We start from the raw sequence: 15,547 nt of genomic DNA, 5'->3' as shown, positions 1-15,547 counted from the left end.
CAATGCTTAAATATAAGGAAGAAATGCTCTGAAAACAAAAAAGGTCGATCTCAGCTGAGATCGACCTTTATATTATTTTGATCAAAAATCTTAAATTCTAAAAATGCAATAGAGTCGGAGGGTTTCACCTTGATGCCAAAACCTAAATCCAGTTTCCATCTCAGTACCTGAGAGGGAAAACCTTTTTTCAGATAGGCATAAATATAAGGATGAACCCACAAGGTCAAATTCTTCAATTTTTGCTCTTGCACTACAAACCGGAGTTGATTGTCTAACGAATCAACAAACAGGACAGAAGGAGTAATTTCCCCCGTTCCTTTACACACAGGACATTTTTCAGCTGTTTGAATATGCATTTCGGGCCTCACGCGTTGGCGTGTGATTTGCATCAGACCAAATTTACTCAGTGGCAGGATGTTGTGTTTTGTCCTGTCGGAGTCCATGGCCTCTTTCATTTTCTCAAATACGCGCTGACGATGTTCAGCCGTTTGCATATCAATAAAATCAACTACAATAATACCCCCCATGTCTCGGAGTCTAAGCTGCCGGGCAATCTCCTCAGCAGCAGACACATTAACTTCCACAGCGTTGGTTTCCTGATCAGATGAAGACCGGGATCTGTTACCGCTGTTTACGTCAATAACATGCAGGGCTTCTGTATGCTCAATAATAAGATAGGCGCCACTCTTAAAGGAAACAGTTTTCCCAAAAAGGGCTTTCACCTGCTTTTCAATTCCAAACTGGTCAAACAAAGGTGCATCACCTCTGTAAAGTTTTACAATTTTTTCTCTTCCGGGAGCAATCAACTCAACGTATTCTTTCACTTCCCTGAAGATTTCGGCATCATTAATATATACCGATTGAAATGAGGGATTAAGAAGATCTCTAAGAATAGCCGAAGTACGTCCCACTTCACCCAGGACAAGTCCGGGGATTTTAACGTCACGTACACGGGCAACAGAATCTTCCCATCTTTTAACGAGGGTACGAAGCTCCTTGTCAAGTTCGGCTACCTTTTTACCTTCAGCCACGGTTCGGATAATGACACCATAGTTTTTAGGTTTAATACTGAGCAACAAACGTTTCAGACGGCTTCGTTCTTCTGGAGAATCAATTTTCTGACTCACCGACACTCGGTCAGAGAAAGGAATGAGAATAAGATTTCGACCAGCAATGGAAATTTCGGATGTCAACCTGGGGCCTTTGGTAGAAATAGGTTCTTTGGCTACCTGGACAAGGACTTCCTGTCCACCGGTTAACACATCTGAAATAGTCCCGTTCTTATTAATATCGTTTTCCGGTTTGAACTTGTGCAATGAAACACTCCCTTTTTTGGTTTTGGCGAGTTTGAGGTATTTATTAAGACTCTGAAACTGAGGCCCCAGATCTAAATAATGCAAAAAAGCATCTTTCTCATACCCTACATCCACAAAAGCGGCATTTAATCCGGGCATTATTTTTTTCACTTTACCCAGATAAATATCGCCAACGGCAAATTTGATATTACTCTGCTCCTGTCTGAGTTCAACCAGACGTTTATCTTCAAGCAATGCAATAACAAGTTCGCTGGGAGTTACATCTACAAATAGTTCTGCACTCACAATACGAATTAAGTTAAATAAAAAATTATTTCAAAGAGCGATTTTATACTTATAACAAAAGAACAAACACCACAAAAAGGGGAGTTTGTTCTTTTAAGTCTTATGAGGTCAAAAGATTACTTTCTCTTTTTATGACGGTTTTTCCGTAATCTTTTCTTCCTTTTGTGCGTTGACATCTTATGCCTTTTTCTTTTTTTTCCGCTTGGCATAGCTTTTCAATTTAACAGTTAAACATCTTTACTGAACATTGTTTTTCACTTTCGTAACGAAGCTCTTAGATGGCTTGAACGAAGGAATAAAATGCTCGGGAATAATAATGGTAGTATTTCTGGAAATGTTACGGGCAGTTTTTTCTGCACGTTTTTTCACTACGAAGCTACCAAAACCTCTTAGGTACACATTTTTACCCTTTACCAGGTTACCTTTCACTGTTTCCATGAAGGCCTCAACAGTCTTCTGAACCGTAACCTTCTCAATTCCTGTATTCTTCGAAATTTCGTTAACAATATCAGCCTTTGTCATCTCTTTATAAAATTATTTAATTATCAACTAATTAGACATCTTTTTCGAAATTCAGAATGCAAAGATAAAGGAATTCCATAAGAAAAAAAACAAAACCCCTATTTTTGCATAAAATTTTAATAATGACCAATTTCCCCGAACAAATCAGAGAATGGTATATCGAGCATGGTCGCAGACTACCCTGGCGTGACACCAAAGATCCCTATAAAATATGGATTTCAGAAGTCATTCTGCAACAAACGCGGGTGGATCAGGGGCTGGCTTATTACCAAAGGTTTATTGAAGCTTTTCCGGATGTAACTGCATTGGCGCAAGCATCCGAAACCCGCTTAATGCAACTCTGGCAGGGCCTCGGGTATTATTCGAGAGCCCGCAACCTGCATCAGGCAGCTCAAACCATTGTCAACGAACACAATGGTAAGATGCCACAAACATACAAAAAAATCAAGAACTTAAAAGGAATTGGTCCTTATACTGCCGCTGCAATAGCATCTTTTGCATATAACTTACCGCATGCAGTAGTTGACGGAAATGTTTACAGAGTTCTGTCGCGCTACTTTGCCACAGGTTTACCCATTGATTCCACAGCAGGCCGGAAACATTTCTCAAAAGTTGCCGATGACTTTCTGGATAAAAAAGACCCTGCCGGTCACAACCAGGCCATCATGGAGCTGGGTGCTTTGATATGCAAACCGGCAAAACCGCTTTGTGAGCAATGTCCGGTAAATGAAACATGCGATGCTTTTGCCACAGGAACACAAAATCGTTTTCCTGTAAAAACAAAGCGAATAACCAGAAAAAAAAGATATCTGCACTACCTTATAATAATAAAGAATCAACACATCATTATAAATAAGAGAACAGGGCAGGATATCTGGAAAGGACTTTATCAGTTCCCGCTGATTGAAACTCCCGGACCGGCATCTTCGAATGATATTGAAAAAGAACTAAAAAACAAAAACACCGGGTTTTCAGGCATCAAGAAGTTATTGGAAAAGAGGCACCTGCTCACTCATCAGGAATTACATACCAGTTTCTACAGAGTGGAAATAACTACTGAGGAATTTTTAAGCAGATGGACGGATGAAACCTCTTTTCAATCCATTCCTATCACCCAAATCAAAGAAATTCCATTCCCACAGCTTATCGCTGAAAACCTTAGCAAACTTCTTCCTTAAAATAAAAAGTACGACAGCACCCTTCACAACCAACACAGACAACAGATACAGCAGTTTCTGACCAATGGAAACAAATCAAAAATCCTGAAAAAATAATGAAATGCAGCCAAAAGTTTAGTACTTTAGCTTTTTAAAATCCAAAACCTGAAAACAATGATAAATAAGGTAATTTTAGTAGGCAACGTAGGGAAAGACCCTGATGTAAGATATTTTGACAACAATGAAGGAGTAGCCAATTTTACCCTGGCAACCACCGAAAGGGGGTTTACCACACGTGACGGTCGGCAAATTCCGGAACGGACAGACTGGCATAATGTTACCGTACGTCGTGGTCTTGTTAAAGTTGCAGAATCATATATCAAAAAAGGCACACAACTGTATGTGGAAGGCAAGCTTCGCACCCGGTCGTACGAACAGGACGGAGTAACCAAGTACGTTACGGAAGTAATCGCCGACACAGTAAAGTTACTGGGTCGAAAATCGGACAATCCCGCCGTTGATGACAATTCATACAGTGGCAATTCAGGAGCACAACCGACTCCGGATTCAGGTCAGAGCATGGCCCCACAAAATCAGTCATCCGGAAATGAAGGTTTCAGTGCCGGAGACGACAGCAATGAACAGGAAGACGATCTTCCATTTTAATAAACAACAAAAAAACAATTACATCCTTGGAAACGGAACCTCTTCTGTCGGGATTTCTTCTAATGGCTTTTGATGTATCGCTACAACCATTCACCACAAGTATGGGGGTGGCCATTCTTGCGACCATCTTTTTACTGGCAGGATCGGCGCTTGTTTCAGGCTCTGAGGTTGCATTTTTCTCACTCAAACCCGATGACATCGATCATCTGAAGGTAAATAACACCTCCCGAAGCAAGCAGGTCATCAAACATCTGGAAAACCCGGAACTATTACTGGCCACCATACTCATTGTCAACAACTTCATCAACGTTGGCATTGTAATATTGGCAGCCTTTATCTCCTCGGGGTTAATATCTTTTGGAGACAGCACCACGCTGAAGTTCATATTTGATGTAATCATCATCACAGCCATCATCCTGTTCTTCGGAGAGATATTGCCAAAAGTTTTTGCAGGACAATCACCTGCCCGATTTGCCCTGCGTGTCGCATTTCCTTTAAAAACCGCGACCAATCTGCTGAAGCCACTCAGCATCCTTTTGGTAAAATCTTCGGAGTACGTAAGAAATAAGGCTGCACAACGAGCACGAAATCTCTCACTGGATGATTTATCCGATGCGCTGGATCTTACAGGGGATGAAGTCTTTGAAGAGAAAGAAATTCTCAAAAGCATTGTAACTTTCGGAAACATCAACGCGGGAGAGATTATGACCTCCAGAGTAGATGTAACAGATATAGACATCAAAAGTGATTTCAACAAAGTATTGTCGGTCATCGTGGAGTCAGGCTACTCAAGGATTCCGGTTTTTGAGGAAACCCCCGACAACGTGAAAGGGATCCTCTATGTAAAAGACCTGCTGCCTCACCTGGGAAAAGACAATACATTCAGATGGCAAAACCTGATTCGGCCCGCTTTTTATGTTCCGGAAACAAAGAGAATCAATGATCTGCTGACTGAGTTTCAGACCAATAAAATACATATGGCCATTGTGGTGGATGAATATGGTGGTACTTCCGGAATTGTAACATTGGAGGACATCCTTGAAGAGATTGTGGGAGAGATCAGTGACGAACTGGATGAGGAAGAAGATTTTTTCTCCGTTCAGCCTGACGGATCACTAGCTTTTGAGGGCAAAACCATGCTGAAGGATTTTGCAAAAATCACAGAGACCGACGAGTCAATATTCGACGATTATAAAGGAGAAGCAGAGACCCTTGCAGGGTTATTGCTGGAAGTGAAAGGGGTTATCCCCGAAAAGCATGAAATTATAGAAATTGGTCCATACAAGTTTACCATACTTGCAGCAGACAAACGGCGGATAAAGAAAATAAAATTTACAAAAAGGCAGGTTTTATGACACAAAGACTACTGATACAACGTTTTTCACTTCTTCTATTCGCAATACTGTTCTTTTCGTGTAGCAACAACTATGCTCCTAAACCAAGGGGATATTTCAGAATAACCCTGCCGGAAAAGTCATATCAAAAAGCAGACACCACACTGCCCTATGCGTTTGAGTTTCCGGAATATGCCCGTTTAAAACCCGACAAAACCGGCACACAGGAGCCCTTCTGGGTAAATCTTGACTTTCCCCGGTTTGATGCCAAATTACACATCAGCTACAAAGCGGTTGAAGGCAATCTTTATCAATTACTTGAGGACAACCGGGAGTTGGCTTTTAAACACACCATTAAGGCTGATGCCATAAAAGAGCAACTCTTTGAATCTCCTGAAAAACAAGTCTATGGCATACTGTATGAAATAGAAGGTAATACGGCCTCTCCGGCTCAGTTTTTTGTCACCGACAGCACCCGCCATTTCCTGCGTGGGTCTCTATATTTCAACACAGTCCCCAACAAGGACTCCATTGCCCCGGTACTCGAATTTGTAAAGCAGGACATTATTCACCTGATGGAAACACTTACCTGGAAATAGTTGCAGTATGCCGGTTTTGTTTAAGAAGCAAGAAGGTTCAACGCCTCTGACAGTGGTATGGAAAATCAGCGAGACAGAGGAAGAACTAATTAAAATACTGCCTCCCCTTAAGGATGAAGAAAAGATATTTCTGTCGCGACTGAGTTTTCCCGCACGCCGGCTGGAGTGGCTGGCATCCAGAATTCTCATCCATCTGGTTACAGGTCACTACCCCGCAGCGCGTTACAAAGATAACGGACAGCCTTTTCTGGTTGATTGCAATGACAAAATAAGCATATCCCACACGAAAGGGTATGCAGCAATCTCAGTTTCCAAAGACAAGATTCCGGGAGTGGACATCGAATACCCATCGTCAAGGATTGAAAAAGTTATGAATCGCTTTCTGCACCCTGAAGAGAAAGCGTTTTTATCCAATAATTCTGTTCTGAAAGAACGGCAACTGGGCCTAATTTGGTGCCTGAAAGAAGCAGTTTTCAAACAATGTGGAATTCCGGGACTCATCTTCAAAGAACAAATCATTTCCCAACCTTTCACGCCCGAAGACGATAGTGGAATTTTCCTTGCCAGGGTAGCTCACAGAGCGCAACCACCTGAAGTGTTAAACTTACAATACTTCATTCACCAGGATTTTTACCTGGCCTGGACTCTTTAAACGGCATATTAAGACAGGTTAGAGTCGCTTAAAAGTTCCTGCTTTTTCAGGAACTATTGTATATTTGCTACAACCAGAGTAAAGCATTAATCATATTATTACAGGTAACATTGAGCATCTATTCACATATACTCCAAAATACAAACCGGCACCACAAAATGCTGGCCCTATTGATTGACCCCGACAAGTGCCGGGACAAAGACCTTGAAAAACAAACACACCTGATTAACATTTATCATCCGGAGCTGATTCTGGTTGGGGGAAGTCTGACAACTCAACCGGTAGATCCGGTGGTAGAGTATCTGAAACAGCATACAGATGTCCCGGTCGTTTTATATCCCGGACATCCCTCCCAGGTATCTTACAAAGCCGATGCATTGCTCTTTCTATCAATGATATCGGGACGCAATGCGGAGCTGTTAATCGGGGCTCATGTAACAGCAGCCCCGGCCATTCGCCAAAACAGGCTGGAGACCATCCCAACCGGTTACATGCTTATAGACGGGGGCAGTCCTACCTCTGTTGAATACATCAGTCAGACCCGCCCCATTCCGGCAGAGAAAAACGACATTGCCGTTGCCACCGCCATGGCCGGGGAAATGCTGGGTTTAAGAATGATTTATATGGATGCCGGTAGCGGAGCAAAGAATGCAATTTCTGCTGACATGATCCGCCGGGTAAAAGAACACCTGCAATCACCATTGATGATTGGAGGCGGCATTAACACTCCAGAAAAACTTAAAGCAGCATTCTCTGCAGGAGCAGACATCGTTGTTGTGGGAAATGTTCTGGAAAAAGATCCGACATTATTGAAGCAGTTTACAGAAATCACGGCTCAATCATAATGTTCGCCATACCTGAGTACTTCCACATCTTCTAAAGTAATAAGACCTCCCGCTCCGGCTTTGTCCAGCAGACGATTAATAATCAAAGCAAAATCTTTCAAGCGGTCCTCCACATCTACCAACGTTATTATCATTGGTTTATCTTCTGAAAGAGCAAAAATTTTGCTGCTGTGTAAAAGGCTTTTTTCTCCGTACGACAACACACCACGGGTTACCGTTACACCAGACATTTTATATTTCTTTGCAGCATAAATAACAGCCTCAAAAAGAGGGCGCTGATATACTTTGTCAGATTCACCGACAATAATAACCAGCTTCTTGACCCTACCGGAAAGGTTCATAGTACATCATTTGATAAAACAGATAATCAATTTACTGATGTATTTCGACAATTTCAATTTAACTTTTACCAATGAATACATTTCAGTGATTTCAACCTTGTATCGGGGATTAACCAAATTCCGCAAGGAATAATTGAAGAAGTCGCGGTATTCCTTGCAGATTCGATTAAGTAGTTTCTGTCCATAAAGTACCACTTGCGTCGTTACGCTTGCCGCCAAAATACTCATTTACGATTAGTAAACTCCGTTTTTGGCAGCTTCGCAAGTCTAGCAATTGGCACTTTCTGACCAGAAACAGTACTAAAAACAAATTTTGCTTAGTTTATGGACAGGCATTAAGTAGTGCCTGTCATTTTAATAATTCAAGAATCGAAGATCGACGCAGTCATTAAAGCAGGCTAAAACCTTTTGGAAAATCAGGGATTAGAAAAACCATTGACTTATATTTAACCACACCTCTCACAAAAATTCAATAATTAACATTTTGCCATTAGAATTTTTCGTCCATTACTTGTATCTTTTCAGGGATTTACTAATTTTACGTTCAACCCTTTTTTAACGAATATTATTAACCTTTTATTAAATTTATGCTGCTATGAAAGTATATCAGGCCGATCAAATCAAAAACATATCGCTGCTTGGAAGCAGCGGCTCGGGAAAAACCACCCTTGCTGAAGCAATGCTTTTCGAGGGTGGTGTTGTTAACCGCAGAGGTTATATTGAGAACAAGAATACAATATCTGATTATCACCGGGTAGAGCATGAATATGGCTACTCGGTTTTTTCGTCGGTACTCTTTACCGAGTGGCAGGAGAAAAAGTTAAATTTCATTGATGCTCCCGGAGCTGATGACTTCATTAGTGGCGCCATTACCGCACTGAATGTAACCGACACAGCGCTGGTGGTTCTCAATACCGCACAAGGTGTTGAAGTAGGTACCGAAAACCTGTTTCGCTATACAGATACTTACCACAAACCGGTAATATTTGTGGCCAATCAGCTGGATCATGAAAAAGCCAATTTTGACAACACCATGGATATGGCCAAAGAGGCTTTTGGTCGAAAAGTGGTGGTGGTTCAATACCCGGTAAATGTAGGTCCCGGATTTGATGCTTTGGTGGATGTCCTGAAAATGAAAATGTACAAATGGGGCCCCGATGGCGGAGAACCCGAAATACTGGAAATTCCTGACGCCGAAAAAGCAAAAGCCGATCAGTTACACAATGAACTGGTAGAGGCTGCTGCAGAGAATGATGAAGATCTGATGGAGCTATTTTTTGAAAAAGGATCTCTGGACGAAGAAGAGATGCGTCGCGGGATTCGCAAAGGACTTGTTGCAAGAGACTTGTTTCCGGTATTTTGCGTTTCAGCTGTAAAAGACATGGGCGTTCGCCGATTAATGGAGTTTCTGGGCAACATTATCCCATTGGTATCACAAATGCCTCCAAAAAAGAACAATAAAGGAGAGGATGTTCCCTGCGATCCCAACGGGCCTGCCTCCATATTTGTTTTCAAAACAAGCATAGAACCACACCTCGGCGAGGTGAGTTTCTTTAAAGTGATGTCGGGAAAAGTTTCAGAAGGCATGGATTTGTACAATATGACCAGAGAAAGCAAGGAAAGATTGTCTCAGTTGTATTGCGTGGCAGGAAATACCCGTCATAAAGTGGAAGAACTTCAGGCAGGAGATATCGGAGCAACCGTTAAATTAAAAGAAACAAAAACCAACCATACGCTTAACGCCAAAGGCTGTAACTATATTTTTGAACCGATTAAATATCCGGATCCCAAATACCGCACGGCGGTTCGGCCGGTAAATGAGAGTGATGACGAACGACTGGGCGAAATTTTCCAGCGTATGCACGAAGAAGACCCCACCATTGTGGTAGAATACTCCAAAGAGTTGAAGCAGATCCTTGTCCACGGACAGGGAGAATTTCACCTTAACACAATGAAGTGGCGTATTGAGAATAACGACAAATTGCCCATCGAATTTTTAACACCTAAAATTCCATACCGGGAAACCATAACCAAGCAGGCCCGGGCGGATTATCGGCATAAAAAACAATCAGGTGGCGCCGGACAGTTCGGTGAAGTACACCTTATCATTGAGCCTTATTACGAAGACATGCCTGCTCCAACTGTTTACAAATTCAACGGACAGGAATTTAAGGTTAACGTAAGAAATACGGAAGAGGTAGAACTCAACTGGGGTGGGAAACTGGTTTTCTGCAACTGTATCGTGGGTGGTGCCATCGACAACCGCTTTATGCCCGCCATCCTGAAAGGTTTGATGGAAAAAATGGAAGAAGGCCCCCTTACCGGCTCCTATGCCCGTGACATCAGGGTTTGTGTATATGACGGTAAGATGCACCCCGTGGACTCGAACGAGATTAGTTTCAAACTGGCCGGGCGCCACGCCTTCAGTCAGGCTTTTAAAGAAGCAGGCCCAAAAATTCTGGAGCCCATTTATGATGTGGAAGTAAGAGTTCCTTCTGATCGCATGGGTGATGTTATGAGTGACCTTCAGGGACGAAGAGCCATCATCGAAGGAATGAACAGTGAGAAAGGTTTTGAGGTTATTAAAGCCAAGGTCCCCCTCAAAGAGATGAATAAATACTCCACATCACTGAGTTCACTCACCGGTGGTCGTGCCTTCTACACAATGTCATACAGCAAGTATGAGAAGGTTCCGCCCGAAATACAGGAACAATTACTTGCCGATTACGAGAAAGCATCCAAAAACAAAGAAGAATAAGCTTTTTCATTTTTTCCGGAAAGGGTGTCTCTTGCAGGGGCACCCTTTTTTGTTTAACTTATCGAACATTAAACCCCGCGAAGAGGTTAATTTAACAAGGTCTGATCAGACACATAATAAAAAGCAAATACAACTTTTAAGCAGAAAACAGATAACCCAAAGAACCAATAAAACGGCACTTTATGAAAATAGCCTTTTTTAATACAAAATCTTATGACAAAGAATATTTTAAGAACGTCAATAAAGAATCAGACATTGAGTTAACATTCTTTGATGGCACACTGAACTGCGAAACGACTGAACTTACGAAAGGACATCAGGGCGTTTGTGTTTTTGTTAACGACAAATTGGATGCAGACGTCATCAAAAGCATTGCAGAAAAAGGGGTTAAGCTCATCGCTCTCCGCTGTGCCGGATTCAACAATGTCAATCTGGAAGCGGCACAAAAACACAACATTAAAGTAGTTAGAGTTCCGGCATATTCACCAAGCGCAGTAGCCGAGCATGCTTTAGCTCTGATTCTCACGCTTAACCGAAAAACGCACAAAGCATACAACCGTGTGCGGGAAAGTAATTTCTCGCTGGAACGACTTACCGGATTTAACCTCAAGGGAAAAACTGTAGGCGTTATAGGAACCGGGAAGATAGGGGCCGAATTTTGCACAAACATGATTGGTCTTGGCTGCAATGTTATTGCTCAGGACCCCTACCCCAATGACGATTTAAAAAGTAAAGGGGTGAAATATATGGAGATTCAACAATTGCTGGAACAATCAGATATTATTTCACTTCATTGTCCGCTCACCCCGGAATCAAAACATCTGATTAACAAGGCAACCATTAAGCAAATGAAACCCGGGGTTATGCTTATAAACACCAGCCGCGGGGCACTTATCAAGACCAAAGATGCCATCAAAGGTTTAAAAAAAGGACATATTGGCTACCTGGGCATTGATGTTTATGAACAAGAGGAAGGATTATTCTTTAATGATCTTTCTGAAAACATCATCCAGGATGAAGATATCATGCGGCTGATGAGTTTTCCCAATGTATTGATCACCTCGCATCAAGCGTTCTTTACCAGAGAGGCACTGGAGCAGATAGCAACTACAACGGTTCAAAACATTCAAGACTTCAAAGAGGGAAAACCACTTGAAAACGAAATAGTTCCCAAACCTTAAAACAAAACATTATGGATACTTTATCAGAAGCAATCAACAAACTAAACAAGGACGGTTTTACCGAAGATTTTCGCGCCACCGAAGAGTGCATAGAAGCCCTGAGGAGCAAGAAGAAATTCAATCCCGAACAACTTAAAATTGTTCAGTCTTATCGCTTTGAAGGGCCAACCGACCCTGCAGACGAGATGATCTGCTTTGCCATAGAATCCAATGATGGCACTAAAGGGACCTTGGTCATGTCTTTCAATTCCGAGCATTCACAAGCCATAGAAACCATCAGGAAAATACCGGATAGAAAATAAAAACGATTATCTTTGAGTTAAACCTGAAAGCAAAAGCATATTAAGGTCAGCACAACCCTTACAGGCAAACTATGGAAAACCGTTCGAAAAAGATCAGACTTGGAATATTTATACTGGCGGGCTCGGCTATGTTCATTTTTTTAATTGCATTCTTCACAGCCCGTGAGTTTTTTGAAAAAACCGACACCTATTATGTATCCTTTCAGGATGTATCGGTCAGCGGCATGGAGGTCGGAAGCACTGTGAAGTACCTGGGGATAAACGTTGGAACCATATCTAACATCAACATAAACCCCAAAGATGTCACCAGCATCGTAGTTGAATTGTCATTAAAGCCGGGAACCCCCATCAAGGAAGATTCAAAGGCAGAAATAGTTTCACTTGGGATAACAGGCATGAAAGCCATTGAAATCAGAGGTGGAACTAACGAAGCCAACCTTCTTTCTCCCGGCTCATACATTCAGCCCGGGAGTTCTCTCACATCTGAAATTACAGGAAAAGCCGAAGTTATTGCCACAAAAGTAGAGAACGTACTCAACAATTTATTGGTGATTACACATCCTGACACACTCTCAAAACTGCCCCGGCTGCTCAGCAATTTCAATGAACTAACGCTGGATGCCGACCGAACCATTTTGCGGCTTGACTCACTGATTGACAACAATCAGTCAGATGTTGAATCAGCTATACGAAATGCCAACAAAATCAGTGAAAATTTGCTGGGTTCAAGCATTGCGCTGGACGAAACACTCCAAAAAGTCAACAAACTTATTGACAGCGACTCCATTGCTGACATCATCGGCAATACACGGGACATTACCCGGAAACTTAATGAATCTGACATAACTCGACTGATTGAAGAATTGGCAGGAGTAGTTGCCCGCACACAGGATTTGCTCATCAAGGTAGATGACGATATAAATCAGGGAACCCGTGATTTTGTGGAAAGTCAGGAATTACTAAAATCCACTTTACGCAATCTGGATGAGGCTTCAAGAAAAATCAACAACAACCCGTCTTTGCTTATCCGGAAAAACAAACAGAAAAACCTTCCCGACGAACAATTAAAAAATTGATATGAGACTACCCATTCTACTCAGCTTAATTACTGCATTTTTAGTGGCCGGCTGCGGATCTCAGAAAGAGGCTATAAAGAGATACTATGTCATTGAGTCTCTGAATGACTCTACCATGATTTCGACAGACCCGATGCACCAACCGGATGCATGGTGCGAAGTGGACGAGGTGGAAGTATATCCGGCTTTTGATACCCGTCGCATTGTTCTGCGGGACAATTCTCACCAGGTGCGATACTTCGGAAACCATGAATGGGCAGTCCCTCCGGCTGATTTTCTCACCCCCATCATCATCGATTATCTTGCTGAATCGGGAACATTTGCCAGAGTTGCAGCCCGATTCTGGGAGCGAACACCCGACTATCGGCTTCAGACAACCATATTTAATCTGGAGGTGGTCTCTTCGCAGCGTAAAACATTTGAAGCGCATCTGAACCTGAAGTTTGATCTCATTGACGTAGATACCGATGCCATTTTACTAACACATACAGCCGACAGGAAGTCTCCACTCCGTGAACGCGACCTGAACCTTCTGGCTTCAGAAATCAGTCTTATTTTTCATGAAGAACTGGCCGCTTTCGCATCAAAAACAAAGGAAACCTTGTCAAATCAATAGCCGGGCGTGAAGCAAAAAAACATCCATACATCGCAATATTTCAATCTTGAAGGAAGTACCATTTATGTTTCCGGACCCTTGAACATCTACAACAGTTCCGGTTTCCTTCATGATGCGGAGACCTTTTTCCGCTCGAATCCCGGCACCGGCTTCTCGCTCAACTTGTCCGGTGTAACCAGGCTGGACAGTGCCGGAGCCTTAGCGCTTCATTCATTACAAAAAACAGCTCAGCAACACAACATTACATTAAATATTGAAGACACAACCGAAGAAATCAGTAACAAACTTGAACTCTTCCGACCGGTAGAAAACAAAACGGTGGCTCCCGGAAAAAAGGAGCCCTTATTCTATCGTTTGGGCGACAGCGCAGTTCACATCTTTAATGAATATATCGTCACCTTCTTTTATCTCGTTTCAGACATATTGTTCTGGTCGGTCAAAGATGTCTTCAACAGCAAACAACGACGAAGAGGTGAATTTCTCAATCAGGCCGTGTCAATCGGAGTTAATGCATTGCCAATTGTCGCTTCAATGGCTTTCATAATTGGTCTGGTACTGGCATTGCAATCCTCCTCGCAATTAAGAAATTTTGGTGCCAACATTTACATTGTTGACCTTACGGTAATTGCTATGATGGCCGAAATGGGGCCTCTGATTACTGCTATTCTGGTGGCGGGCAGGAGCGGCTCAGCCATTGCAGCAGAAATTGCCACCATGAAAGTGACCTCAGAACTGGATGCCCTGAAAACCATGGGACTCAATCCGCTCCGGTTTGTGGTAATTCCAAAAATATACGGAAGTCTGATTACCCTTCCTTTTCTGACGATTCTGGCGAGCATCTCAGGCATTGCAGGTGGCGCCCTCGCGGCCTATTTGTATCTGGACATCACACCGGAAATATTTTTCAACCGGATGCCGGAAGCACTCTACCAGAAAGACATTCTTACCGGCTTGATAAAAAGCATCGTATTCGCCTTGATCATTGTGGTAACAGGGGCATTTTTTGGTTTTAAAGTAGAAGAGGGGGCAGAGGGAGTCGGACGCTCCACAACCAGCTCTGTAGTTGCCGCCATCACCCTGGTCATTATCGCTGACAGTATTCTTGGGCTGATGTTTTATTAGTTCACAGACAACAACATGAAAGAAAATAAGATAATAGAAATCAATCATCTGAAAGTCACCTTTGATGACCGCGAAGTGCTGAAAGACGTATCTTTTACGATCACACAGGGAGATGTAACAGTCATTCTCGGAGGCAGTGGCTCAGGAAAAAGTACCATACTCAAACACATACTGGGGCTGTTTCCTGTAGAAGCCGGTGTTGTCAATTTGTTAGACCAGGACATTGCCACCCTTAAAGAAAAAGATGAGCTTGATTTTTATCTCAAACTGGGCGTGTTTTATCAAAACGGAGCATTGTTGAACTCCCTTACCGTTGGTGATAATGTGGCACTTCCTCTGGAACAGCACACCGACCTCCCCCCACAACTGATTGAAGAGATGGTCAGAACCAAACTTAACCTGGTCAATCTGGAAGACGCCTATTATCTGTACCCCTCACAATTGAGCGGCGGAATGCTGAAGCGGGCAGCGCTTGCAAGAGCCATTATTCTGGATCCTCCCGTCCTTTTCTGTGATGAACCGGGAGCGGGTTTGGACCCTGTATCACTGGCAGCACTGGATGAACTTATACTGAAGCTACGGGATCAACTGGGAATGACTGTAGTAATGGTCACTCACGAAGTCTCCAGTATTCTGAGAATCGCCGACAAGATACTTTTTGTGGAAGATGGCGTTATTGGCTTTGACGGGACGCTGGAAGAAGCCAGAAAATCACCTCTCCCATCGCTTAAAGACTTTTTTACGGTAGGAACAGGAGGTAAAAAAGGATAACACT

16 protein-coding genes are annotated in these 15,547 nt (G+C 42.7%); 13 read left to right on the top strand and 3 right to left on the bottom strand.

Going from position 1 to position 15,547, the window contains the following annotated elements; translation table 11 throughout:
* Positions 1-50: 50 nt before the first annotated feature.
* Both BY457_RS01040 and BY457_RS01035 read right to left on the bottom strand, forming a co-directional pair.
* Entirely contained in the window at positions 51-1,601 is a 1,551-nt protein-coding gene (locus BY457_RS01040; RefSeq protein ID WP_106151485.1) for an Rne/Rng family ribonuclease, read from the bottom strand.
* 237 nt (positions 1,602-1,838) lie between these two features.
* Positions 1,839-2,123 (bottom strand): HU family DNA-binding protein, encoded by a 285-nt coding sequence (locus BY457_RS01035; protein WP_010663230.1) that lies wholly within the window; start codon positions 2,121-2,123, stop codon positions 1,839-1,841.
* 104 nt (positions 2,124-2,227) lie between these two features.
* On the opposite strand from BY457_RS01035, the gene mutY reads away from it, so the two are divergent.
* The 6 genes from mutY (at position 2,228) to BY457_RS01005 (ending at position 7,376) form a co-directional block, all read left to right on the top strand.
* The gene (gene mutY, locus BY457_RS01030; RefSeq protein WP_258176487.1) at positions 2,228-3,301 is read left to right on the top strand and encodes an A/G-specific adenine glycosylase; all 1,074 of its coding nucleotides are present in this window, start codon (positions 2,228-2,230) and stop codon (positions 3,299-3,301) included.
* 153 nt (positions 3,302-3,454) lie between these two features.
* Positions 3,455-3,946, top strand: a complete 492-nt coding sequence (locus tag BY457_RS01025) for a single-stranded DNA-binding protein (protein WP_106151483.1) — start codon at positions 3,455-3,457, stop codon at positions 3,944-3,946.
* Between the two features lie 26 nt (positions 3,947-3,972).
* Complete coding sequence (gldE, locus tag BY457_RS01020) at positions 3,973-5,301, top strand: gliding motility-associated protein GldE (RefSeq protein ID WP_106151482.1); 1,329 nt, start codon at positions 3,973-3,975, stop codon at positions 5,299-5,301.
* Complete coding sequence (gldD, locus tag BY457_RS01015) at positions 5,298-5,879, top strand: gliding motility lipoprotein GldD (protein ID WP_106151481.1); 582 nt, start codon at positions 5,298-5,300, stop codon at positions 5,877-5,879. The genes gldE and gldD overlap by 4 nt, the downstream gene beginning before the upstream one ends.
* A gap of 7 nt (positions 5,880-5,886) precedes the next feature.
* Positions 5,887-6,531, top strand: coding sequence for a 4'-phosphopantetheinyl transferase family protein (locus tag BY457_RS01010; protein WP_106151480.1), 645 nt, complete (start codon positions 5,887-5,889; stop codon positions 6,529-6,531).
* A gap of 56 nt (positions 6,532-6,587) precedes the next feature.
* Positions 6,588-7,376, top strand: a complete 789-nt coding sequence (locus BY457_RS01005) for a geranylgeranylglyceryl/heptaprenylglyceryl phosphate synthase (RefSeq protein ID WP_308738096.1) — start codon at positions 6,588-6,590, stop codon at positions 7,374-7,376.
* Here BY457_RS01005 and BY457_RS01000 read toward each other — a convergent pair.
* On the bottom strand, positions 7,367-7,717 hold the full coding sequence (locus BY457_RS01000) for a DUF190 domain-containing protein (RefSeq protein WP_106151478.1): 351 nt from the start codon (positions 7,715-7,717) through the stop codon (positions 7,367-7,369). The two genes, BY457_RS01005 and BY457_RS01000, sit on opposite strands and share 10 nt — an antisense overlap.
* 595 nt (positions 7,718-8,312) lie before the next feature.
* Between BY457_RS01000 and BY457_RS00995 the strand changes: the two genes are divergently transcribed.
* The 7 genes from BY457_RS00995 to BY457_RS00965 all read left to right on the top strand — a co-directional run bounded on the left by BY457_RS00995 (position 8,313) and on the right by BY457_RS00965 (position 15,543).
* Positions 8,313-10,475 carry an elongation factor G gene (locus BY457_RS00995; protein WP_106151477.1) on the top strand — a complete coding sequence of 721 codons (2,163 nt, stop codon included), beginning with the start codon at positions 8,313-8,315 and terminating at the stop codon, positions 10,473-10,475.
* Between the two features lie 182 nt (positions 10,476-10,657).
* Complete coding sequence (locus BY457_RS00990) at positions 10,658-11,656, top strand: 2-hydroxyacid dehydrogenase (protein ID WP_106151476.1); 999 nt, start codon at positions 10,658-10,660, stop codon at positions 11,654-11,656.
* Between the two features lie 11 nt (positions 11,657-11,667).
* Positions 11,668-11,958, top strand: a complete 291-nt coding sequence (locus BY457_RS00985) for a phosphoribosylpyrophosphate synthetase (RefSeq protein ID WP_106151475.1) — start codon at positions 11,668-11,670, stop codon at positions 11,956-11,958.
* A gap of 128 nt (positions 11,959-12,086) precedes the next feature.
* A complete protein-coding gene (locus tag BY457_RS00980; protein WP_258176485.1) occupies positions 12,087-13,034 on the top strand; it encodes an MlaD family protein in 948 nt (315 codons plus the stop codon).
* A gap of 1 nt (position 13,035) precedes the next feature.
* Positions 13,036-13,650: an ABC-type transport auxiliary lipoprotein family protein gene (locus BY457_RS00975; RefSeq protein WP_106151473.1), complete on the top strand. Its 615-nt coding sequence runs from the start codon at positions 13,036-13,038 to the stop codon at positions 13,648-13,650.
* 6 nt (positions 13,651-13,656) lie between these two features.
* Positions 13,657-14,772: an ABC transporter permease gene (locus BY457_RS00970; protein ID WP_106151472.1), complete on the top strand. Its 1,116-nt coding sequence runs from the start codon at positions 13,657-13,659 to the stop codon at positions 14,770-14,772.
* Positions 14,773-14,787: 15 nt separating this feature from the next.
* Positions 14,788-15,543 (top strand): ABC transporter ATP-binding protein, encoded by a 756-nt coding sequence (locus tag BY457_RS00965; RefSeq protein WP_106151471.1) that lies wholly within the window; start codon positions 14,788-14,790, stop codon positions 15,541-15,543.
* Positions 15,544-15,547: the final 4 nt, after the last annotated feature.

Source organism: Marinilabilia salmonicolor (assembly GCF_003003035.1).
GTDB classification, from domain to species: domain Bacteria; phylum Bacteroidota; class Bacteroidia; order Bacteroidales; family Marinilabiliaceae; genus Marinilabilia; species Marinilabilia salmonicolor_A.
Note: the sequence above shows the minus strand (reverse complement) of the source record. Positions and strands in the feature narration are given on the sequence as shown.